At 64.7% G+C, this 18,565-nt stretch carries 19 protein-coding genes, 2 tRNA genes, 1 pseudogene and 1 riboswitch; of the genes and pseudogenes, 7 read left to right on the top strand and 15 right to left on the bottom strand.

The window, feature by feature from the left end:
* From I5M_RS12925 to I5M_RS12915, 3 genes are all read left to right on the top strand, one after another.
* Nucleotides 1-397, top strand: a 397-nt coding sequence (locus tag I5M_RS12925) for a MaoC/PaaZ C-terminal domain-containing protein (RefSeq protein ID WP_031336231.1), incomplete at its 5' end; no start/stop codon positions are given.
* A 75-nt stretch (nucleotides 398-472) separates the two neighbouring features.
* On the top strand, nucleotides 473-1,723 hold the full coding sequence (locus I5M_RS12920; RefSeq protein ID WP_022721784.1) for a cytochrome P450: 1,251 nt from the start codon (nucleotides 473-475) through the stop codon (nucleotides 1,721-1,723).
* A 22-nt stretch (nucleotides 1,724-1,745) separates the two neighbouring features.
* A complete protein-coding gene (locus tag I5M_RS12915) occupies nucleotides 1,746-2,171 on the top strand; it encodes a PaaI family thioesterase (RefSeq protein ID WP_022721783.1) in 426 nt (141 codons plus the stop codon).
* A 167-nt stretch (nucleotides 2,172-2,338) separates the two neighbouring features.
* On the opposite strand, the gene paaE is transcribed toward I5M_RS12915, so the two are convergent.
* The 8 genes from paaE to I5M_RS12870 form a co-directional block, all read right to left on the bottom strand.
* The gene (gene paaE, locus I5M_RS12910; RefSeq protein ID WP_022721782.1) at nucleotides 2,339-3,418 is read right to left on the bottom strand and encodes a 1,2-phenylacetyl-CoA epoxidase subunit PaaE; all 1,080 of its coding nucleotides are present in this window, start codon (nucleotides 3,416-3,418) and stop codon (nucleotides 2,339-2,341) included.
* Nucleotides 3,419-3,429: 11 nt separating this feature from the next.
* The gene (gene paaD, locus I5M_RS12905) at nucleotides 3,430-3,933 is read right to left on the bottom strand and encodes a 1,2-phenylacetyl-CoA epoxidase subunit PaaD (protein WP_022721781.1); all 504 of its coding nucleotides are present in this window, start codon (nucleotides 3,931-3,933) and stop codon (nucleotides 3,430-3,432) included.
* Nucleotides 3,927-4,703, bottom strand: coding sequence for a 1,2-phenylacetyl-CoA epoxidase subunit PaaC (paaC, locus tag I5M_RS12900; RefSeq protein ID WP_022721780.1), 777 nt, complete (start codon nucleotides 4,701-4,703; stop codon nucleotides 3,927-3,929). The genes paaD and paaC overlap by 7 nt, the downstream gene beginning before the upstream one ends.
* A gap of 62 nt (nucleotides 4,704-4,765) precedes the next feature.
* A complete protein-coding gene (gene paaB / locus I5M_RS12895) occupies nucleotides 4,766-5,053 on the bottom strand; it encodes a 1,2-phenylacetyl-CoA epoxidase subunit PaaB (protein ID WP_031336228.1) in 288 nt (95 codons plus the stop codon).
* A gap of 19 nt (nucleotides 5,054-5,072) precedes the next feature.
* Entirely contained in the window at nucleotides 5,073-6,065 is a 993-nt protein-coding gene (gene paaA / locus I5M_RS12890) for a 1,2-phenylacetyl-CoA epoxidase subunit PaaA (RefSeq protein ID WP_022721778.1), read from the bottom strand.
* Between the two features lie 72 nt (nucleotides 6,066-6,137).
* Nucleotides 6,138-7,013, bottom strand: coding sequence for a phenylacetic acid degradation operon negative regulatory protein PaaX (paaX, locus tag I5M_RS12885; RefSeq protein ID WP_022721777.1), 876 nt, complete (start codon nucleotides 7,011-7,013; stop codon nucleotides 6,138-6,140).
* A 240-nt stretch (nucleotides 7,014-7,253) separates the two neighbouring features.
* Nucleotides 7,254-9,074 (bottom strand): DUF190 domain-containing protein, encoded by a 1,821-nt coding sequence (locus I5M_RS29685; protein ID WP_022721776.1) that lies wholly within the window; start codon nucleotides 9,072-9,074, stop codon nucleotides 7,254-7,256.
* Nucleotides 9,075-9,174: 100 nt separating this feature from the next.
* A riboswitch (Fluoride riboswitch) is annotated at nucleotides 9,175-9,252 on the bottom strand.
* A 109-nt stretch (nucleotides 9,253-9,361) separates the two neighbouring features.
* A tRNA-Tyr gene (locus I5M_RS12870) sits at nucleotides 9,362-9,447 on the bottom strand.
* Between the two features lie 208 nt (nucleotides 9,448-9,655).
* On the opposite strand from I5M_RS12870, the gene rlmB reads away from it, so the two are divergent.
* Nucleotides 9,656-10,462, top strand: coding sequence for a 23S rRNA (guanosine(2251)-2'-O)-methyltransferase RlmB (gene rlmB / locus I5M_RS12865; RefSeq protein WP_022721774.1), 807 nt, complete (start codon nucleotides 9,656-9,658; stop codon nucleotides 10,460-10,462).
* Between the two features lie 58 nt (nucleotides 10,463-10,520).
* On the opposite strand, the gene I5M_RS12860 is transcribed toward rlmB, so the two are convergent.
* Together I5M_RS12860 and I5M_RS12855 are read right to left on the bottom strand one after the other, a co-directional pair.
* Nucleotides 10,521-11,123 (bottom strand): hypothetical protein, encoded by a 603-nt coding sequence (locus tag I5M_RS12860; RefSeq protein WP_031336225.1) that lies wholly within the window; start codon nucleotides 11,121-11,123, stop codon nucleotides 10,521-10,523.
* A gap of 55 nt (nucleotides 11,124-11,178) precedes the next feature.
* Complete coding sequence (locus tag I5M_RS12855) at nucleotides 11,179-11,655, bottom strand: hypothetical protein (RefSeq protein WP_244431995.1); 477 nt, start codon at nucleotides 11,653-11,655, stop codon at nucleotides 11,179-11,181.
* Nucleotides 11,656-11,887: 232 nt separating this feature from the next.
* Here I5M_RS12855 and I5M_RS12850 point away from each other — a divergent pair.
* Nucleotides 11,888-11,962: transfer RNA gene (locus I5M_RS12850), tRNA-Thr, on the top strand.
* Nucleotides 11,963-11,993: 31 nt separating this feature from the next.
* Here I5M_RS12850 and I5M_RS30915 read toward each other — a convergent pair.
* From I5M_RS30915 to I5M_RS12820, 5 genes and pseudogenes are all read right to left on the bottom strand, one after another.
* Entirely contained in the window at nucleotides 11,994-12,509 is a 516-nt protein-coding gene (locus tag I5M_RS30915; protein ID WP_022721772.1) for a GNAT family N-acetyltransferase, read from the bottom strand.
* A 64-nt stretch (nucleotides 12,510-12,573) separates the two neighbouring features.
* The gene (locus I5M_RS12840; protein ID WP_022721771.1) at nucleotides 12,574-12,687 is read right to left on the bottom strand and encodes a hypothetical protein; all 114 of its coding nucleotides are present in this window, start codon (nucleotides 12,685-12,687) and stop codon (nucleotides 12,574-12,576) included.
* 461 nt (nucleotides 12,688-13,148) lie between these two features.
* Nucleotides 13,149-13,866 (bottom strand): annotated as a pseudogene (locus I5M_RS29675) (outer membrane protein).
* A gap of 166 nt (nucleotides 13,867-14,032) precedes the next feature.
* Complete coding sequence (locus tag I5M_RS12825; protein WP_022721769.1) at nucleotides 14,033-14,443, bottom strand: hypothetical protein; 411 nt, start codon at nucleotides 14,441-14,443, stop codon at nucleotides 14,033-14,035.
* A gap of 129 nt (nucleotides 14,444-14,572) precedes the next feature.
* A complete protein-coding gene (locus I5M_RS12820; protein ID WP_031336223.1) occupies nucleotides 14,573-14,911 on the bottom strand; it encodes a hypothetical protein in 339 nt (112 codons plus the stop codon).
* Between the two features lie 294 nt (nucleotides 14,912-15,205).
* On the opposite strand from I5M_RS12820, the gene I5M_RS12815 reads away from it, so the two are divergent.
* Both I5M_RS12815 and I5M_RS12810 read left to right on the top strand, forming a co-directional pair.
* Nucleotides 15,206-16,045 (top strand): NAD kinase, encoded by an 840-nt coding sequence (locus I5M_RS12815; protein WP_022721768.1) that lies wholly within the window; start codon nucleotides 15,206-15,208, stop codon nucleotides 16,043-16,045.
* Nucleotides 16,046-16,244: 199 nt separating this feature from the next.
* A partial coding sequence (locus tag I5M_RS12810; protein WP_376738678.1) for a class I SAM-dependent DNA methyltransferase occupies nucleotides 16,245-18,565 on the top strand: 2,321 nt, incomplete at its 3' end.

Raw genomic sequence — 18,565 nt, 5'->3', positions numbered from 1 at the left:
TTGTCTCGAAGAGCGCACCATCACACTCGAGGACATCGAGCACTTCGCGCATTTCACCGGCGATACGTTCTATGCCCACATGGACGAAGAAGCGACCAGGGGACATCCGTTCTTCCCCGGCCGCGTCGCCCATGGCTATCTGCTGCTGTCCTTCGCGGCCGGCCTGTTCGTCGATCCCGATCCGGGCCCGGTGCTCGCCAATTACGGCCTCGACTCGCTGCGCTTCGTCAAACCCGTGCAGCCCGGCGAAGCCATCAAGGTCCGCCTCACCGCCAAGGAGAAGTCGCCGCGCAACAAGCAATATGGCGAAGTGCGCTGGGACGTCGAGATTACCACGGCCACCGGCGAAACCGCCGCGACCTACGAGTTGCTGACCATGAATGCCGTGCGTGGCTGATCGCTTGACGCTGGTGCAGATCAGCAAAGCTTTCAGTTCGTATTCCGCCAGATCATCGTCAGCGGAGATGCCTGCATGACCGTTTCCATCGACAAACCCTCCGCTGACGGTGACCACGCTCTGCTACGCGATTTCTCGCTGCAGGCGCTGCCCGATGCATTCTACGACGACCCCTATCCGACCTATCGGGCGCTGCAGACTCTCGACCCGGTCCATCGCATGCCCGACGGATCGCTGTTCCTGACGCGTCACAGCGACCTGGAGGCGATCTACAAGGATACGACGCGCTTCACCTCCGACAAAAAGATCGAGTTCGCGCCCAAATACGGCACCGGCTCGCTGCTGTTCGAACATCACACGACGAGCCTCGTGTTCAACGATCCGCCGCTCCACACCCGCGTCCGCAACCTGATCGCCGGCGCGCTCAATCCGCGCGCCATTGCCGAGACCGAGCCGCGCCTGATCACGCTGGTCGATGGCCTGCTCGACGCCATGGAAGCCCGCGGCTCGGTCGACCTGATCGAGGATTTCGCATCGGCCATTCCGATCGAAGTGATCGGCAATCTGCTCGGCGTGCCCCATGACGAGCGCGGACCGCTGCGCGGCTGGTCGCTCGCCATTCTGGGCGCGCTGGAGCCGAAACTGTCGCCGGAGGCGCAGGAACGCGGCGAGCGCGCCGTCGCCGAGTTTCTCGACTACCTGCGTCGTCTCGTCGCCGATCGCCGCGTCCGGCCCGGCGATGCCGAGCGCGACGTGCTGACGCGGCTGATCGTCGGCGAGACTGCCGACGGCGAGAAGCTCAGCGAGACCGAGCTGCTGCAGAACTGCATCTTCATCCTCAATGCCGGCCACGAGACCACCACCAATTTGATCGGCAACGGCCTCGAATTGCTACTGCGCTTTCCCGATCAGAAGCAGCGACTGATCGACGATCCAAATCTCATCCGCACCGCCATCGAAGAATTCCTGCGTTTCGAAAGCTCCAATCAGCTCGGCAATCGCGGCGTGGCGATCGACAGCGAGATCGGCGGCGTTGCCCTGCCCAAGGGCTCGCTGGTCACATTGTGCATCGGCGCCGCTAATCGCGATCCCGCGCAATTTCCTGCGGCCGACGAGTTGGATATCGCCCGCACGCCGAACCGGCATCTCGCTTTCGCCTCAGGCGCCCATGTCTGTGCCGGCCTCAATCTGGCGCGCATGGAAGGCCGCATCGCCATCGGCCGTTTCATCGCACGCTTCCCGAATTTCAAAGCGGCCGGCCGACCCCAGCGTGCCCGCCGCGCCCGGTTTCGCGGCTTCACCGCCCTGCCCGTCACGCTCGGGTAGTTGTCACAACAGGACGAGACGCATGACGACATTCGATCAGGCTGCCGCCACGACTCTGCTGCAAACCGCCTTCGCCAAATGGGTGCAGGATCTCGACCTCACCATCGAGCGCGTCGATAGCAATGGCGCGGTGCTCCGCATGAAGTTTTCGGAGAAGCTGTGCCGCGACAACGGCGTGGTCTGCGGCCAGGCGCTGATGTCGCTGGCCGACACCGCGATGGTGTTCGCGTTTTCGGCCGCGGCCGGTGGCTACCTGCCGATGACCACCGTCGACCAGACCATCCACTTCCTCAAGCCGGCGAGCCAGACCGACCTTCTGGCCGAAGCCCGCGTGCTGCGCATGGGCCGCACCATGGCGTTCGGCAGCGTCGAAATCCGCCCGGTAAACGACACCAAGCCGGTCGCCGTCGCCCAGACCGCCTACGCGCTGATGCGAGAGAGCAAGTAAGCAGCGCCTTCCGTAGTGAGTCGTCATCCTGAGGTGCGCGCGCAGCGTGCCTCGAAGGATGCGGCTACGACTCGCAGCTCATCCTTCGAGGCCCTCCGCGCCGCGCTTTGCGCGGCCCGGCGGGCACCTCAGGATGACGGCGGTGATTGCATCAGAATGCGGAAGAACTACACCTGATCGTAGTCGATGACGATCCGCTCCGACACCGGATGGGCCTGGCAGGTCAGCACGAAGCCGGCCTGTAGTTCCCACGGCTCGAGCGAGTAGTTCACGTCCATCTCGGCCTTGCCTTCGACCACCTTGGCGCGGCAAGTGCTGCACATGCCGCCCTTGCAGGCGTAGGGCAGATCCATGCCGGCGCGTAGCGCCGCATCGAGCACCGTTTCGCCCTCCGCCATCGGCACGTCCTTGCGCTTGCCGTCGACGATCAGCGATGCCAGCGCCTTCGGCGGCGCCTCTGGCAGCACGATCGCCTTCGGCCGCGGCTTGCCACCCAGGCCCGAGACGAAGCGTTCGACATGGATGCGCTCATCCGCAATGCCGAGTTCGCCACAAGTCGCCGCGATCTCCTCGCTCATAGCCGTCGGTCCGCAGATGAAGACGTGGTCGATCGCCCGCGCCGGCACCATGGCGCGCAGCAGGATCGCAACCTTGTCGCGATCGAGACGACCGTTGAGGATCGGCAGGTCCTGCTCTTCCTGCGACAGCACATGGAACACCGACAGCCGCCCGATGAAGCGGTCCTTCAGTTCCTCCAGTTGCTGACGAAACAGCATGCCGGCGGTGGTGCGGTTGCCGTAGAACAGGAAGAAGCGGCTCTTCGGCTCGCGCGCCAGCACGCCGCGAATGATCGACATGATCGGCGTGATGCCAGATCCCGCCGCGAAGCCAACATGGATGCGCGCGTCGTCCGGCGCATGCGCGATGCCGAACCGGCCGGTCGGCGTCATCACGTCGATTTCGTCGCCCGCCTTGAGATTATCCAGCGCCCAGCTCGAAAACGCGCCGCCGTCGACCTTCTTCACGGCGATCCGCAATTCGCGGTCGTCAGGTCCCGAACAGATCGAATAGGAGCGGCGGACTTCCTCGCCGTCCATCATGGTGCGCAGCGTCAGATATTGCCCGGGCGCGAAAGCGTAGTCGCCAGCGAGATCGGGTGGAATCGCGAACGTCATCGAGACCGCATCGGAGGTTTCCCGGCGCAGGTCGCCAATGGCAAGACGATGGAATTTCGGCGTAGGAGACATTGCGGCGTTTCCTAATGACATTTGAAGTAATCGAACGGCTCGCGGCAGCTCTTGCAGCGCCACAGCGCCTTGCACGAGGTCGAGCCGAATTCGGACAGCACCTCGGTGTCCGTCGAACCGCATTGCGGACAGGCGACCTGCTGCTCGCCGAACAGCGCACGGCGACCGCCGCCCGGCTGCGGCGGCGCGATGCCGTAGTCCTTCAGCTTGCGGCGACCCTCGTCGCTCATCCAGTCTGTGGTCCAGGCCGGCGACAGCACGGTGGTGATCACAGGCTTGGCGATGCCCTCGCGGGCCAAAGCGAGCTCGATCTCCAGCGCGATCATGTTCATCGCCGGACAGCCCGAGTAGGTCGGCGTGATGGTGACCTCGACCCGGCCGTCCACCACCGCGATCTTCCGCAGCACACCCAGGTCCGCGATGGTCAGCACCGGAATTTCCGGATCCACCACCTGGGCCGCGGCCGTCCAGGCGGCTGCGCGAAGATCGCGGTCCTGGTCGGCGGCGATTACCATGTCGCGCCGGGGAACGAGCGCTGCAGCGATTGCAGCTCGCTCAAGAGGTGGCCGAGATGTTCGCTGTGATTGCCCGAGCGCCCGCCCTTCTGCATCCAGTCTCGCGCCGGAACCATCAGCGTCGCCGTCTGCACCACGTCGTTGATCGTGGCGGTCCACGCCGAACGCAGGCGCTCGGGATCGATCACTACGCCTTCGGCGATCAGGCTCCGCTCGGCATCATCGACGTGGAACAGCTCGCCGGTGAAGGCCCAGAGATCCTCGAGCGCGTCCTGGGCGCGGCGATTGCTTTCGTCCGTGCCGTCGCCGAGGCGGATCACCCATTCGGACGAATGCCTCAGGTGATAGGCGGTTTCCTTCTCGGACTTCGCCGCGATCGCCGCCAAGGTCGCATCCGACGAGGACATCATCTCGCGCCAATACAGATCGGCAAAAGCCGAATACAGAAACTGGCGAATGATGGTGTGGGCGAAGTCGCCGTTCGGCTGCTCGACCAGCAGGACATTGCGATACTGACGGACGTCGCGCAGATAAGCGAGGCGATCCTCGTCGTTGCCTGCATCTTCGACCTTGCCCGCATAGCTGTAGAGCTCGCGTGACTGACCGATCAGATCGAGCGCCATGTTGGCGAGCGCCATGTCCTCTTCGAGCATCGGCGCATGACCGCACCACTCGGACAGGCGATGGCCGAGGATCAAGGCATCGTCCGCGCGCCGCAGCGCATACAGGACGAGCGGAGTTTCCTTCACGGAAATGGAAGCGACGGCCATTGCGATGATCCTGTGCGGCCTGATGCGGCCGTTGATACGAAGTCGGAAGACGCGGCGTCCGCTTACATGTGCCCGACTTCGTCAGGCACTTCGTAGAAGGTCGGGTGCCGATAGGGCTTCGACAGCGACGGCTCGAACATCATGTCCTTGTCGGCCGGATCGGACGCGACGATGGAGTTGGACGGGACGATCCAGATCGACAGTCCCTCGCCGCGGCGGGTGTAGATGTCGCGCGCGGCCTGCATCGCCAGCGTGGCGTCGGCGGCGTGCACCGATCCGACGTGCTTGTGCGCCAGGCCGTTGCGGCTGCGGATGAAGACTTCCCAAAGCTGGCTGTTCGGCGTGCTCATGATCAGCTCCCTGTCCGGCTCAAGCAGCGAGAGCGGCGCGGCGGGCGCGCTGCTTCTCGGCATAGGCTTCCGCGGCTTCGCGCACCCAGGCGCCGTCTTCGTGCGCCTTGCGGCGCGCGGCCATGCGGTCGCGATTGCACGGGCCATTGCCGGCCAGCACCTGCTGGAATTCTGTCCAGTCGATCGTGCCGTAGTCCCAATGGCCCGTCGCCCCGTTCCAGGTCAGGTCCGGATCAGGCAGCGTCAGGCCGAGATACTGTGCTTGCGGCACGGTGGCATCGACGAATTTCTGGCGGAGTTCGTCGTTGGAGAACCGCTTGATCTTCCAGCGGGTGGACTGATCGCTGTGCTGACTCACGCTGTCGGGCGGGCCGAACATCATCAGGCACGGCCACCACCAGCGATCGAGCGCGTTCTGCGCCATCGCCTTTTGCTCCGCACTGCCCTGCGCCAGCGCGACCATGATCTCGTAGCCCTGGCGCTGGTGGAACGACTCTTCCTTGCAGACGCGGATCATCGCCCGCGCGTAGGGACCATAGGAGCAACGGCACAGCGGGATCTGGTTCATGATGGCGGCGCCATCGACCAGCCAGCCGATCGCGCCGATATCGGCCCAGGTCAGCGTCGGATAGTTGAAGATGGACGAGTACTTGGCCTTGCCGCTGAGCATCTGGTCGATCAGCTCTTCGCGCGAGGTGCCGAGCGTCTCGGCGGCGGCATAGAGATAGAGGCCGTGACCGCATTCGTCCTGAACTTTGGCCAGCAGCGCCGCCTTGCGGCGCAGGGTCGGCGCACGGGTGATCCAGTTGCCTTCGGGCAGCATGCCGACGATTTCGGAATGAGCGTGCTGGGAGATCTGCCGCGTCAGCGTCCGGCGATACGCTTCCGGCATCCAGTCGTTGGGCTCGATGCGTTCCTCGGCGGCGACGCGCTCTTCGAAGCGCTCCATGCGAGCGGCGTCTTCGACGTGACGTTCATCGACGTGCGCCGCATTCAGGGCTTGCGTGTACATCGCCGGATCCTCCCGCTGTTTTGTGATATTATATGACACAAATTCGCAGAAGCAACGATTTTCTGTAACACATTATACGGCGCCGGCGAACCTCTGGGCGAGTTCCTTCCCGGCGCGGGGCAGCTTGCCTGCGGCGCTTTCACCGAATTCATCGAGCCAGCGCTCGGAGGCAGGCAATAGCCGTCGATAGATGGTCGCACACAGACGCCTAGCCTCGGCTCCCGGCCAATCCGACGGCAAGAGCTCCGCAGGCAGCACCGGGTCGCGCAGCAGGACACGTCGATATTGATGGATCAGCAGAACGCGCGCGACGATTGCATCCTGTGGTTCCAGACAGTCGGGCGCACGGCTCCAGGCGGTCAGCGGCGCAAATGCGCTCATGAAGTCGCGGTAGGAGCTAGCTATCGCAGCTAACGGCCACGCGGCTTCGATCAATTGCCGGCCGGCCTCGTCTTCCGCCGAAGCTTCGAGCCGAATGACGCCCTTGAGCCCGGACGGAAGGTTTGCACCGAGCGGTGCAATCCAGACGCCCGGCATGGGCGTGCCAAACCCGGCTTCGGACAAAGCGGCCCGGGATGAGTCCCGATCGGCACCGTTCTCGATTAGGAGGAGCGCGAGGCGTCCGGTCCACTCCGCGACGCTCGCGCGATAGACGTGAGTGAGGCCGAGCTCGAACCGATCACGACCGGCGGCGGCGAGCCGATAAAAGCTCTTGCGGCCGATCTTTTTCCGCTCCAGCCAGCCGTCCGCGGCCAACCGGGACACCGCTGTGCGGACGACACCGCCGTCGACGTCGATCAACTCGAGGAAATTCAGGATCGTGCCCAACCACACCGAACCGCCTCGCGGCAGGATGGTGTCGCCATAAAAGGTGACGATCAGCGAGCCGGTGCGAGACGGCTCGGACTTGAATTGATCGACGACGTGCGAAAGAGGATCGGAGCTCATGCTCCTTGGTAGTTCAGCCCGGAACCATCGCCAAGCCTCGAGCACAAAAGACGGGCTGCACGGCACGCCGGCTGCGGGCCACCACAGCATTTCAGGCGGGGGAGCCCGCCCCCCTGCCCGGTGGCCGGGCGGTCAAGAGCAGCGTCTGGCTGATGCGCGCGCTGGTGCGGCTCCAGCGCGTGTCGCACAGGGCAAATGGCCACAATCGCGCTCCTGGATGTCGCGTCCTTGCGCTCGGCCTCACGTGCCGGTCGGCTTCAGCACTTCCGACGCCTGCACCTCACCTTCGGAAAGATGCCAGTGTTCGAGGTGCTTGTAGACGATCACCTTGGTCTTCAGCAGGTCGCCGTGCGTCCGGCAAAACTGTTCGAGCTCTTCACGCTGCGCGATCAGTTCGACGCACATCGTCAGATCCGGATTGACGATCTCGGCGCCGTCGTCCTGAAGCTTGCCGTTGTTGCTGTAGCCGAAATGGGTGTGATGCGCCGTCGCGTTCAAAATGCCGGCGGTCTTCGCCTGTATGACGATCTCGCGATACAGCGGCCGTGCTCCGCCGAAGAACTTCTTGCCCGACGCCGCCGCCTTGTCGCGGGGCTTCATGTAGATGCGGATCATCCCGATCTCTTTCTGGGCTAGCGTATGCGATGCCATCTCTGCGGCCTTCCGTGCTGTGATTGAGACGTCGAATGCCCGGTGCTGGATGCGGCCGACGAAATCGCCGAACGCCTGCGCATTGAGCGCGCGCAGCTCCTTCAAGGTGAGATCGGGCGGGATGTTTCCCCCCGCCGTCTTCGGCGTGCCGATCCGCTGCGCCATGTAGATGCTCGAATGGCCGCTGCAGAGATAGGCGATGAAACAGGCCACGGCGATGTAGACGGCGTGCTCGGCGCCGAACAGCTCGATGCCCATGATCATGCAGGCGAGCGGCGTGTTGGTCGCGCCGGCGAACACGGCGACGAAGCCCAATCCGGCGAACAGATCCGACGGCGCACCGAGCACAGACGCGATCGCGTTGCCGAGCGCTGCGCCGATGAAGAACAGCGGCGTGACCTCACCACCCTTGAAGCCGCCGCTCAAAGTGACGACCGTGAAGATCGTCTTCCACAGCCAGCTCCAATGATCGACGACGCCGGCGCGGAAGAAGCCCTGAATCGTGGCATCGCTCGGGCTGGGAGACCACACGCCGAGACCGAGATATTCGCGCGTACCAAGCGCGTAGACCAGGCCGAGGACGATGGCGCTGGCGATCACCGGTCGCAGCCACGACACCGGCGACATCGCTTTGAAAGCCGCCGTCACGACGTGGGACAACTCACTGAATATCCGCGCAGCGACACCGAACAGCACCGATGCGACCACCACCTTCGCCAGCACGGCGGCATTCAGATGAAAGCCCGTCGTCTCTCCTGCATTCGCGAGGTAAGCGATCGCGTAGTGGGTGTGCTCGATGCCGAAGGCGTGGCAGCTCCAATCGGCCGCGATCGCGGCCATCAGGCACGGGAGCAGCGCCTCGTATTGCATGCGGCCGATGGTGAGGACTTCGAGGGCGAACACCGCTCCGGCGATCGGCGTCCCGAACACCGCGCCGAAGCCGGCGGCGATGCCGGCCATCAGCAGAATGCGGACGTCGGCGGGCGCCAGCTTGAACACCTTGGCGAAGCCGCTGGCGATGCTGCCGCCAAGCTGGACGGCCGTGCCTTCGCGGCCGGCCGACCCGCCGACCAGATGCGTCAAGACCGTCGTCACCAGAATGAACGGCGCCATCCGCAGCGGCACGCCGCCGCCGGGCTGGTGGATCTGCTCGACGATGAGGTTGTTGCCGCCTTCCGCGGTCCGGCCGTAGCGCTGATAGGCGACGACCATCAGCGCGCCCGCCACCGGCATCAGGAAGATCAAATTAGGCGCCATGAACCGCGCCAGTGTGGCCCGATCCAGAGCCCACAGAAACAGCGCGCACAGTGAACCGACGACCGCCGCCATCGGGACGACGATCAGGACCCACTTGCCGAGACCGCGGACCTGCTGCAGCCGAAGCCCGAAGAACCCGACGGGAGACATCATGACGCGCTCCCCGGGATGCAGGGGACGGACGCGATATGAATTTCAGAGGAAGATGACTTCGGCGGACTCACGACCCCACTCCTCCGCCCCAAGCGGGGCGAGTTGAGTAGGAATCATCAGCTTCTCCTGGAAGCGGTTCGGCCACGATGGCCAGGCAGAATCCATTGCCGTCAGTTTGGATAACTAACAGCGGGAGTGTCAGTCAACATACTGACAAGCGAGTCGTCACGCCGGCACAATGCCCGGACGTGGCAGGCGCCTATCGGAGTTTCAGGAGATCGGCAGGTTGGTGGGGGAGGCAGGACTCGAACCTGCGAAGCCATGAGGCGGCTGATTTACAGTCAGCTCCCTTTGCCACTCGGGACACTCCCCCGCCCGTGCTGCCCTTCCCGCCTCGCTCATACGAGGGGCCGGAACGGCGGCCGAAGCGGACCCACACGCGGCAGGCCTGCAACAGGGCGCGGTTATGGGCGATGCGGCCCCCCGAAGTCAACCAATCCCATGACAATTTCCCTCACCCTTGGTCGCATGGCGCCATCCGGCAAATTGCCTTGGGCCGGACGGCATGGGACAAGCGGCCGATGAGTCCCAGGCAGCACAATTCCAGGCCGGCACACGGCGGCGGCGGCAAACGTCCGTTCGGCCGCCCGCACGACCGGCGCGAACGAGATTCTGACGGTCCTGTCGTGCTTTACGGCTGGCACACGGTGACGGCAGCGCTCACCAATCCGCGCCGGCGGATCCGCGCGCTGTGGCTGACCGAGAACGCTGCGCGGCGACTGGCCGAGGAGAATATCGAGACCCGGGTGACGCCGGAGATCGTCCGTCCGAGCCAGATTGATCACCGACTCGGGCCAGATGCGGTGCATCAGGGCCTGCTCGCCGAGGCCGAGCCGCTGGACAGCCCGCGGATCGACACCCTGCCCCAGCGCGGCATCGTCCTGGTGCTCGACCAGATCACCGACCCGCACAATGTCGGGGCGATTCTGCGCTCGGCGGCGGCCTTCGCGATCGAGGCAGTGGTGACGACTGCGCGGCACAGCCCGGAGGCCACCGGCGTGCTGGCGAAGTCCGCGTCGGGCGCCCTGGAGCTGGTGCCGCTGGTGCTGGTCCAGAACCTCGCCCGCGCCCTGACCGAGCTCAACGAGCGCGGCTTCCTCACCGTCGGTCTCGACAGCGAAGGCAGCGACGACCTCGCCAATATCGAGCTGCGTCAGCCGCTGGCGCTGGTGCTCGGCGCCGAGGGCAAAGGGCTGCGCCAGCTCACCCGCGAGACCTGCAGCACCGTGGCGCGGCTCGACATGCCGGGCGCCATCAAGAGCCTCAACGTCTCCAACGCGGCGGTGCTGGCGCTGTATATCGGCGCCAGCCGGCTCGGCCTGCGCTGAAACGACAACGCCCGCCAACCTCACGGCCGATGGGCGCTGCTGATCTTCTTCGAACTGATCAGTACGGCCGATGCATCTGCATGTGGCGGCCGTAGCCCTGCGACATGCCGCGCGGCGGCATGCCGTAATGCGCGCGCATCATGTGGCCGTGGCCCATGCCGTGGCGGTGCATCCCGTAGCGATGCATGCCATAGCGATGCATGCCGTAGTGACCGTGGTGACGCCAACCGTAATGGCCGTGGCCGCGATAGCGGTAGATCGCCGGGCCGCGCCACGCCGGCGCGCCGGCATAGCGGTGCGTGAACGCGTCCGCATAGACGCCCCCGCGATAGCCGTAATCATAGGCGCTGCCGCCCCAGCCCGACACTGCGCGAGTAGAATAGGTCGGCACCGGCGCGAAATTGCCCGGGCCGCTGAAAACCGGCCCCTGATTGACGTAGTAGTACTGCGTCGGATCGGGCAGCCGCTCGAACGCCGCCGCGCCATAGCCCATGCTGTAGCCGTATTCTATCGGCGCATAGGCCGGCGTGCCGCACGGCGACGCCACGACCACCGGGCCGCACGAGCCGCAGCCGCTGGAAAAGCCGCAGGCCATCGCCGGCGCGGCGCTGACGGTCACCACGGCCGCAGCCGCCACCAATCCCGAAATCAACTGACGCATCACTCTCTCCTGGGTACTCGTTTTCTTGTTTGAACGCCTGGCTCGATGACGGCCGCTAACCGCGCGGCCGCCGATAGTCGAACCGCTCGCGCGGCTCGGGCGCCACCGGATCGAGCGGCGGCGCGATGATCACCTGGGGCGGATCCATCGGCACGGCGGGCGCAGCCGGCGCCGGCGGATTGGACTGCACTTCCCAGGATTGATGGAAGCTCTCGGCCGGCTTCGGCAGTTGCCGGTTCGCCGGCGGCTCGATCTCGAGCCGGCCGTAGCCCGGAATGGTCTTGGACATCGGGTAGTAGTGGCCGACCTGCGGCAAAACGACCGGCCGGCCGCCATAGATCGTCGGCTGCACGTGGGTTCCGCGCTCGAGGCCCCAATCGCCCTCGACCACCGCGTAAGAGGCGTCGCGGCCATTGATGATGATCGGCACGCCGGGACGGCCCGGCCGCACATAGGCGAAGCCGCCGCTCTCGGCCAAGGCCGGCGCGGCAGTCACGATGACAAGCGTCAACGCCAGCGCGGTGCGCGGCATGGAAAAATCCTCCGGCATGGGACGACGGTAGTCGAAAAGGCTGGCCGATGAGTTAAGCCGGGGGTGCTAACCTCCGGTAAGCCTAATGGGTCCTTCAGGACCGGCGGCTGCGTCATTGCGGACGCCGCAACGATGCCGCGCGCCCCGCTCGACGAAGGGCGAATGGCGACCCGGGGCAGCCCACCGGAGGCCTTGTCGCGGCGCAGCGCCGCTGCTAGCTGTCAGGCCACGTGCCGGCGTAGCACAGCGGTAGTGCAGCGGTTTTGTAAACCGAAGGTCGGGAGTTCGATCCTCTCCGCCGGCACCACGACGATCGCATCACTGCGCCAGCGGCGCTGTCACAGATCGATCGCCATCAGCCGGGTCTCGGCCCCTTCCCATGCTGTCGTGTCGACGACGCTCCAGCCCAGGCGCTGATAGAACGCCGCCGCGTCGCGCGTGTACAAGAACAGGCGCGTAAAGCCGCGCAGCCTCGCTTCGTCCTCGACGGCGCGCACCAGGGCCTCGCCGACGCCGGCACGGCGATGCTCGGGCGCGACGAACAGGCCGGCGAGCCACGGCGACACGTTGTGATTGGGGGCGATCTCCGAGGGCACCAGCAGGCAGGTGCCGGCCGGCACGCCGTTCAGCTTCGCCAGCAGCGCCACCTGTCGCGTTTGATCCTGCACGAAGCTCTCGAGCCGCCGTCGCTCGTCTTCGGTGCTCGAGCCGAGCACAGGAAACGCCTCCGCACGCCAGCGCGCGCAGATGCCGATCTCCGGCGCGCCGGGCGTCAGCACGGTGATGTCGATATGGCTCATGATGTGGCCGCTGCCGCGGTGAAACGCACCGTCGGGATCGGCGACAACAATCACAGCCGGAGGCGGAGCTCCAGGGCGCGGCTGGCCCAGACCGCAGCCGCCCTCTCAAAAAAAGCCTTCAGCGATGGCTCGCCACCGCCGCGGCGATCTTGCCGTGGAGCACCACGCCGAACCAGATCACCAGCGTCGACAGGCCGGCGGCGGCGATCACCAGGACATCGGGTTGATTCATCTGAACGGCCCTCTGCTGCCGGTCCAAAGGTTCGCCAAGGTTCGCCAAGGCACGTCGAGCGCAATGGCTTCTGCAGACCGGATCATGCAGGGCGGGACTATCGCGAGGTGCTGCACGGCCGGCTTTGACCGCCGTCAATCGGCCGGCTGGCCCCGTAACCGGGACAGCGGACGGACGGCGTCAGAGCCAGCGGCCGAACAGCACGGCGCAGTTGATGGCGCAGGCGGCGCAGAGCGCCAGCGTCAGGCCGAGCTGCACGCCACCGAGGCGGGTCTGGGCGATGATCGTCATGGCCGAACCATCGGGCGATTCTGCCTGCGGAGTCCCGACCGATATTTTTGGCCGGTTGTTCGCCGGTTAAAGGTCTCGTTAACCTTCGATTCCGGGGCCCGGGGGGCCGTTCCGGACAGCAAAAAGGCCGGCGCGAGGCCGGCCTTTTCCACACAAAAATGTCGATCGGCTCAGTAGGCCGTCGCCGTGTTCCCACCCCAGCCGAAGCGGTAGTTGATGCCGGCCTTGATGGTGTGCTCCTCGTTGCGGAACGAGGCGCCGGCGATGGGCGCCGGGCCTGTGAAGCTGGTGTTGTCGAAGTGGTAGTACTGATACTCGATCTTGCCCCGACCAGTTCGGCGCGAACATGTATTCGAGGCCGCCACCGACGGTGTAGCCGTCCTTGCTGTTGTTGGACACCGAATAGGCCAGCGGCGTACCGGCGAAGCTCACGCCGAGGTTGCTGTCACGCCAGGCGTAACCGCCCTTGGCGTAAAGCAGCGTCGGGCCCCAGGTGTAGCCGAGCCGACCGGTGACCGAACCGAGGCCGCGGTTGTCCTGCGTCACCAGCGTACCGCCGGGGAAAAGGACGCCGCCATTGTTGCCCGACGGCAGCCAGCTGTACTGCGCCTCGATACCGACCACCCAGTTCGGAGCGAACTGATAGTCCGCACCGCCCTGCACACCGCCGAGGAAGCGGCCGTCGCTGCCGTTGATGCTGTTGTCGCCACTGAAGGCGCCGCCGATGTGGCCGCCGATGTAGAAGCCGGTCCAGTTGTAGACGACCTGCGGCGCGGTGTAGGCCGGCGCCTTGGTGTAGGGTCGCGCCGCGAGATCGGCGGCGGACGCGGAACCGGCAAACGCGATCGCGGCGATCGCAGCGGCTGAAGCAAGCAGAACCTTTTTCATCGTGTCCCTCATTCTCGATGTTGCCCTATGGTTCCGAAAACATCGTGGCCTGAGTTTGGTTGCTCGGCGGAAAACCCGCGGCAGCACTTGGACTCCGACTGTGACCTTCGAGCAACAAAATGGAACTCGTCCGAATTAGTCGCGCGACGGAGCACAAAAGGCGGGTTCAGCGCGACAATTTTTCGAGTTCCGGGAATGGCGCATAGACCGCGCCTGCGCAGAGCTCGGCAAACGGCCCGCCGACCCGATCCGGCCGGCCGCCGACATGCACGATGGCGAGCTGCTGCTGCTTGCCGCTCGGCATGGTGAACCGCACGCACGACAAGTAGCGCGTCCGGCCGGCGACTTCGCGCGGCATCGGATCGGCCTGCATGGCAGCGTGCAGCCCTGTGGGGTCGTTCAGATAGCTGCGCAGGAAAGCGGGAATGTCGCTGCGGTAATTTGTCGGGAATGGCTGCGGACCGTCGCCAGCGCCGTCGTCGCCGACACTGGAGCCACCGCCGAACGCGCAGCCGCCGAGCAGCACGGCAGGCAGTGCGGCGAACAGCAAGCGGCTGACAACTATGCGGCGGATCATCGGCAACCGGCTTCTCGACCAGGCGGCAGGAATCAGCAACGCTTACCCGCTCGCCGCCGCAAATCCAATCCCGCCGATTGCAGCGCGGCACCGTACCGGCCTCGCGGGCCGGCACGGTGCGGCGAAGCCTCAGCCGCGCGGCTTGACCGTGTGGCGAACGGCGGCGCTGTTGAACCGCGACTTGCCGGCCTGATGCTTGGCGAGGTGATGACGTTTGGCGTGGACACTGGCGACGTGATGACGCTTGCCGTGCATGGAGACGTGCTTGCGGACGTGATGCTTGGCAGCGTGCTTGCTGGCGTGCGCGGCCGGCTTGATGGTCTTGACGGCGGACGTCTTGGCGGCGGTCGTCTTGGCGGCGGCGGTCGCGGCCGGCATCGGCTTGGCGGCGTCCGTCTTGGTGGCGGCGAAGGCCGGAGCGGCCAGCATCGAGACGGCGATCAGCGCGGCGGACAGAGACTTGATCATGGTGAGCTCCCGTTAAGCATGAGTGACTAAGCGTCGATCGCACCCGGTCGGACGAGTTGTCGGCTCGGCAGTTGCTTGGGCAGTTGCTTGGGGCCGGTTTCGATCATGGAGCCATGGTGGCGCGGCGGCGCTGAACCGGTTCTGAAGCCGGATGGCAGCGACCGTTCATCTGCCTGAACCTTTGGTTAGCTTGCGCCCCTGCCCGGCTCGACAAGCATGGGCCAACTCGTATAGACGGGCGCGTCGAAACCGGCTTCATTCGAGCTTTCGAAGCCGCCCATAAGGCCGCACCCGATGAGTCCCTCCGCGCGGCGCGACCGCATCATCCAGGACAACAGCGCCGGCCGTGGCGGCAGCAAGCCGCGCGGCGACGTCGATCGTATTGCCTTCGTCGCCTCGACCAGCACCGAGGCCCAGGCGGCGTTGGCGCAGCTCGTCGCACTCTACGGCAATCACGACAGCCAGGACGCCGACGTCGTCGTCGCGCTCGGCGGCGACGGCCTGATGCTGCAGACCCTGCACCAGAACATGCGCAGCGGGACGCCGATCTACGGCATGCATCGCGGCACGGTCGGCTTCCTGATGAACGAGTACTCCACCGTCGACCTGCGCACGCGGCTGAAGGCGGCGCGCGAGACGGTGATCCATCCCTTGCTGATGCGCGCCACCGATATCTACGGCGAAGCGCACATCCACCACGCCATCAACGAGGTCTCGCTGTTTCGCCAGACCCATCAGGCAGCACGGCTGCGTATCATCATCGACGAGCGCGAACGCATGAGCGAACTCGTCGCCGACGGCGTCATGGTGGCGACGCCGGCCGGCTCGACCGCTTATAATCTCTCGGCGCAGGGCCCGATCCTGCCGATCAACGCCCAGCTCCTCGCCCTCACCCCGATCTCGCCGTTCCGCCCCCGCCGTTGGCGCGGCGCGCTATTACCCGACAACGCCTACGTCGTCATCGAAGTCCTCGAAGTCGACAAGCGCCCTGTCGCCGCAGTCGCCGACCACGACGAAGCCCGCGACGTCCGCCGCGTCGAAGTGCTGTCCGACAAGACCATCTCGATGAGCATGCTGTTCGACCCCGGCCACAGCCTCGAGGAGCGCATATTGAGCGAGCAGTTCGGGGGGTGAGACTTAAGGCGGACGGTACTGACGGCGACCGACACGCCCAGGTGCGGTACTATGTTCCCGGATTTACGCAGAGCGATGCACCCCGCCTGATCTCCGGTGCCCAAGCACGGCAAGAGTTCGCTACCTTCTGACAATTGAGTTGCGATCCTCGGATTGTACAATCCGCGCATTGCTATCTTCAATTGTTGTGATGTGCTGCGTGACTAATTGCGACGTCGATCCTTTCATTGCGCGTTGGCAAAATCGAGAAGGCGGACAGGAGCGGGCAAACTACGGCCTGTTTTTGACCGAACTCTGCGACGTCATCGGCGTCGAGCATCCGCAGCCGGCGGGCGCCACCCACGAACACAACGACTACGTGTTCGAGCGTGTGGTGAAGCTAGCCGGTCCCGCCGGCGAGTCGTCAGGACGAATCGATCTCTACAAGAAGAACAGCTTCGTCCTTGAGGCCAAGCAAAGCCGTCGTCCCGGCGAGCGCAATCAGATCAGGGTCGGCAACGATCTCGTCGATTCCGAGTGTAACGATATCACGCGCGGCCGTCGCGGTGCCGAACGGGCCTGGGACGTGTTGATGCTGAACGCAAAGCTGCAGGCGCAGGACTATGCGCGCGCCCTACCCGCTTCGCATGGCTGGCCGCCGTTCATCCTGGTCTGCGACGTCGGCCATTGCATCGAGGTCTATGCGGATTTCTCCGGCCAAGGCAAGAACTACACGCAGTTTCCCGATCGCCAGCGTTTCCGCATCTATCTCGAGGATCTTCGTAGCGACGAAATCCGCGATCAGCTACGCCGTATCTGGAACGATCCAACTTCGCTCGATCCTGCGCAGAAATCCGCAAGAGTGACGCGCGATATCGCCAAGCGGCTCGCCCAAGTGTCGGTGGCACTGGAGAAGCAGCACCACGCCGCCGAAGACGTCGCGATGTTTCTGATGCGCTGCCTGTTCACGATGTTTGCTGAGGATGTCGGGCTGCTGCCGAAGAAATCCTTCAAAACACTGCTGGAAGCCTGCGAGTTGCGCCCAGACACTTTCGTTCCCAGCGTCACCCAGCTCTGGGAAGCGATGGACACAGGACAATGGGCGCACGCCATCAAAACACAAGTGAAGAAGTTCAACGGCGAATTCTTCACGCGCCGCTTCGCGCTGCCGCTCGGCCGCGAGGAGATCGGCGAACTGCGCCGCGCCGCTGATCACGACTGGAACGACGTCGATCCCTCGATTTTCGGCACACTTCTCGAGCAGGCGCTCGATCCGCAGGACCGCAAGAAGCTCGGTGCCCACTACACACCGCGCGCTTACGTCGAACGGCTGGTAATCGCTACAGTGATCGAGCCCCTACGCGAAGACTGGCGCAACGTGCAGGCAACCGCCGAAACCCTGCGCAGCAGTGGTGATCTCAAGCGAGCGGCCGCCGAAGTGAAGGCATTCCACGAACAACTCTGCTGTACGCGCGTGCTCGATCCAGCCTGCGGCACCGGGAATTTCCTCTACGTCGCACTTGAAATGATGAAGCGGCTCGAAGGCGAGGTGCTGGAGGCGCTCCTCGATCTCGGAGGCCAGGAAGCTTTGCGCGGGCTCGGCTCGCACAGCGTTGACCCGCACCAATTCCTCGGCCTCGAAATCAATCCGCGTGCCGCGGCAATCGCCGAATTGGTGCTGTGGATCGGCTATTTGCAATGGCACTTCCGCACCAAAGGGGGACCGCCGGAGGAGCCGATCCTGCGCGCCTTCAAGAATATCAAGGTGAAGAATGCCGTCCTCGACTGGGACGGCGCACCGCTGCCAAAAATCGTGCGCGGCCATGAGACCTACCCGAACCCGCGCCGTCCCGAATGGCCGCCGGCGGAGTTCATCGTCGGAAATCCGCCCTTTATTGGCGGCAAGGATATTCGCGCGCGCGTTCCCTACGCAGAAGCCCTATGGACGGCACATTCTCACATGAATGAGTCCGCCGACTTCGTGATGTACTGGTGGGACCGGGCTGCGGATCTGCTAACACGCAAGGGGACGGTGCTACGACGCTTTGGTTTAGTGACAACTAATTCGATCTCGCAGGTGTTCCAGCGGCGAGTAATGGAGCGACACCTGAAAGCGAAAAAGCCAATCTCGTTGACTATGGCGATCGCTGACCACCCGTGGACCAAGGCAACCCCAGACGCTGCCGCGGTTCGGATTGCAATGACCGTGGGAGCTGCGGGCACGACCGAAGGTATCTTGCAGGAAGTAATATATGAAGCCGGCCTCGATACGGACGCGCCCGAGATAAAATTTGGATATCAATTTGGCTTCATCAATCCTGACCTTACTGTTGGCGTCGACGTAACGTCAGCCAAAGGGCTGGAAGCAAACGGGGGGCTTTGCTCGCCGGGCGTCAAATTGCACGGCTCTGGATTTATCGTTTCCAAGCAGCAAGCGGAGCATCTTGGTTTGGGACGTCGTCCAGGTTCTGAATTGCACTTCAGAGATTACCGAAATGGGCGAGACCTCACAAATAGAGCACGCAACTCAAAAGTGATGAC

This window comes from Rhodopseudomonas sp. B29, from assembly GCF_000333455.1.
Lineage (GTDB): Bacteria > Pseudomonadota > Alphaproteobacteria > Rhizobiales > Xanthobacteraceae > Rhodopseudomonas.
The sequence above is the reverse complement of the archived record's forward strand: the minus strand, read 5'-3'. Positions and strand labels throughout refer to the sequence as shown.

Coding starts and splice junctions, on each gene's coding strand:
- I5M_RS12920 (WP_022721784.1), top strand. CDS start 473: ATGACCGTTTCCATCGACAAACCCTCCGCTGACGGTGACCACGCTCTG.
- I5M_RS12915 (WP_022721783.1), top strand. CDS start 1,746: ATGACGACATTCGATCAGGCTGCCGCCACGACTCTGCTGCAAACCGCC.
- paaE (WP_022721782.1), bottom strand. CDS start 3,418: ATGTCTCCTACGCCGAAATTCCATCGTCTTGCCATTGGCGACCTGCGC.
- paaD (WP_022721781.1), bottom strand. CDS start 3,933: ATGGTAATCGCCGCCGACCAGGACCGCGATCTTCGCGCAGCCGCCTGG.
- paaC (WP_022721780.1), bottom strand. CDS start 4,703: ATGGCCGTCGCTTCCATTTCCGTGAAGGAAACTCCGCTCGTCCTGTAT.
- paaB (WP_031336228.1), bottom strand. CDS start 5,053: ATGAGCACGCCGAACAGCCAGCTTTGGGAAGTCTTCATCCGCAGCCGC.
- paaA (WP_022721778.1), bottom strand. CDS start 6,065: ATGTACACGCAAGCCCTGAATGCGGCGCACGTCGATGAACGTCACGTC.
- paaX (WP_022721777.1), bottom strand. CDS start 7,013: ATGAGCTCCGATCCTCTTTCGCACGTCGTCGATCAATTCAAGTCCGAG.
- I5M_RS29685 (WP_022721776.1), bottom strand. CDS start 9,074: ATGATGTCTCCCGTCGGGTTCTTCGGGCTTCGGCTGCAGCAGGTCCGC.
- rlmB (WP_022721774.1), top strand. CDS start 9,656: ATGAGTCCCAGGCAGCACAATTCCAGGCCGGCACACGGCGGCGGCGGC.
- I5M_RS12860 (WP_031336225.1), bottom strand. CDS start 11,123: ATGCGTCAGTTGATTTCGGGATTGGTGGCGGCTGCGGCCGTGGTGACC.
- I5M_RS12855 (WP_244431995.1), bottom strand. CDS start 11,655: ATGCCGCGCACCGCGCTGGCGTTGACGCTTGTCATCGTGACTGCCGCG.
- I5M_RS12840 (WP_022721771.1), bottom strand. CDS start 12,687: ATGAATCAACCCGATGTCCTGGTGATCGCCGCCGCCGGCCTGTCGACG.
- I5M_RS12825 (WP_022721769.1), bottom strand. CDS start 14,443: ATGATCCGCCGCATAGTTGTCAGCCGCTTGCTGTTCGCCGCACTGCCT.
- I5M_RS12820 (WP_031336223.1), bottom strand. CDS start 14,911: ATGATCAAGTCTCTGTCCGCCGCGCTGATCGCCGTCTCGATGCTGGCC.
- I5M_RS12815 (WP_022721768.1), top strand. CDS start 15,206: ATGAGTCCCTCCGCGCGGCGCGACCGCATCATCCAGGACAACAGCGCC.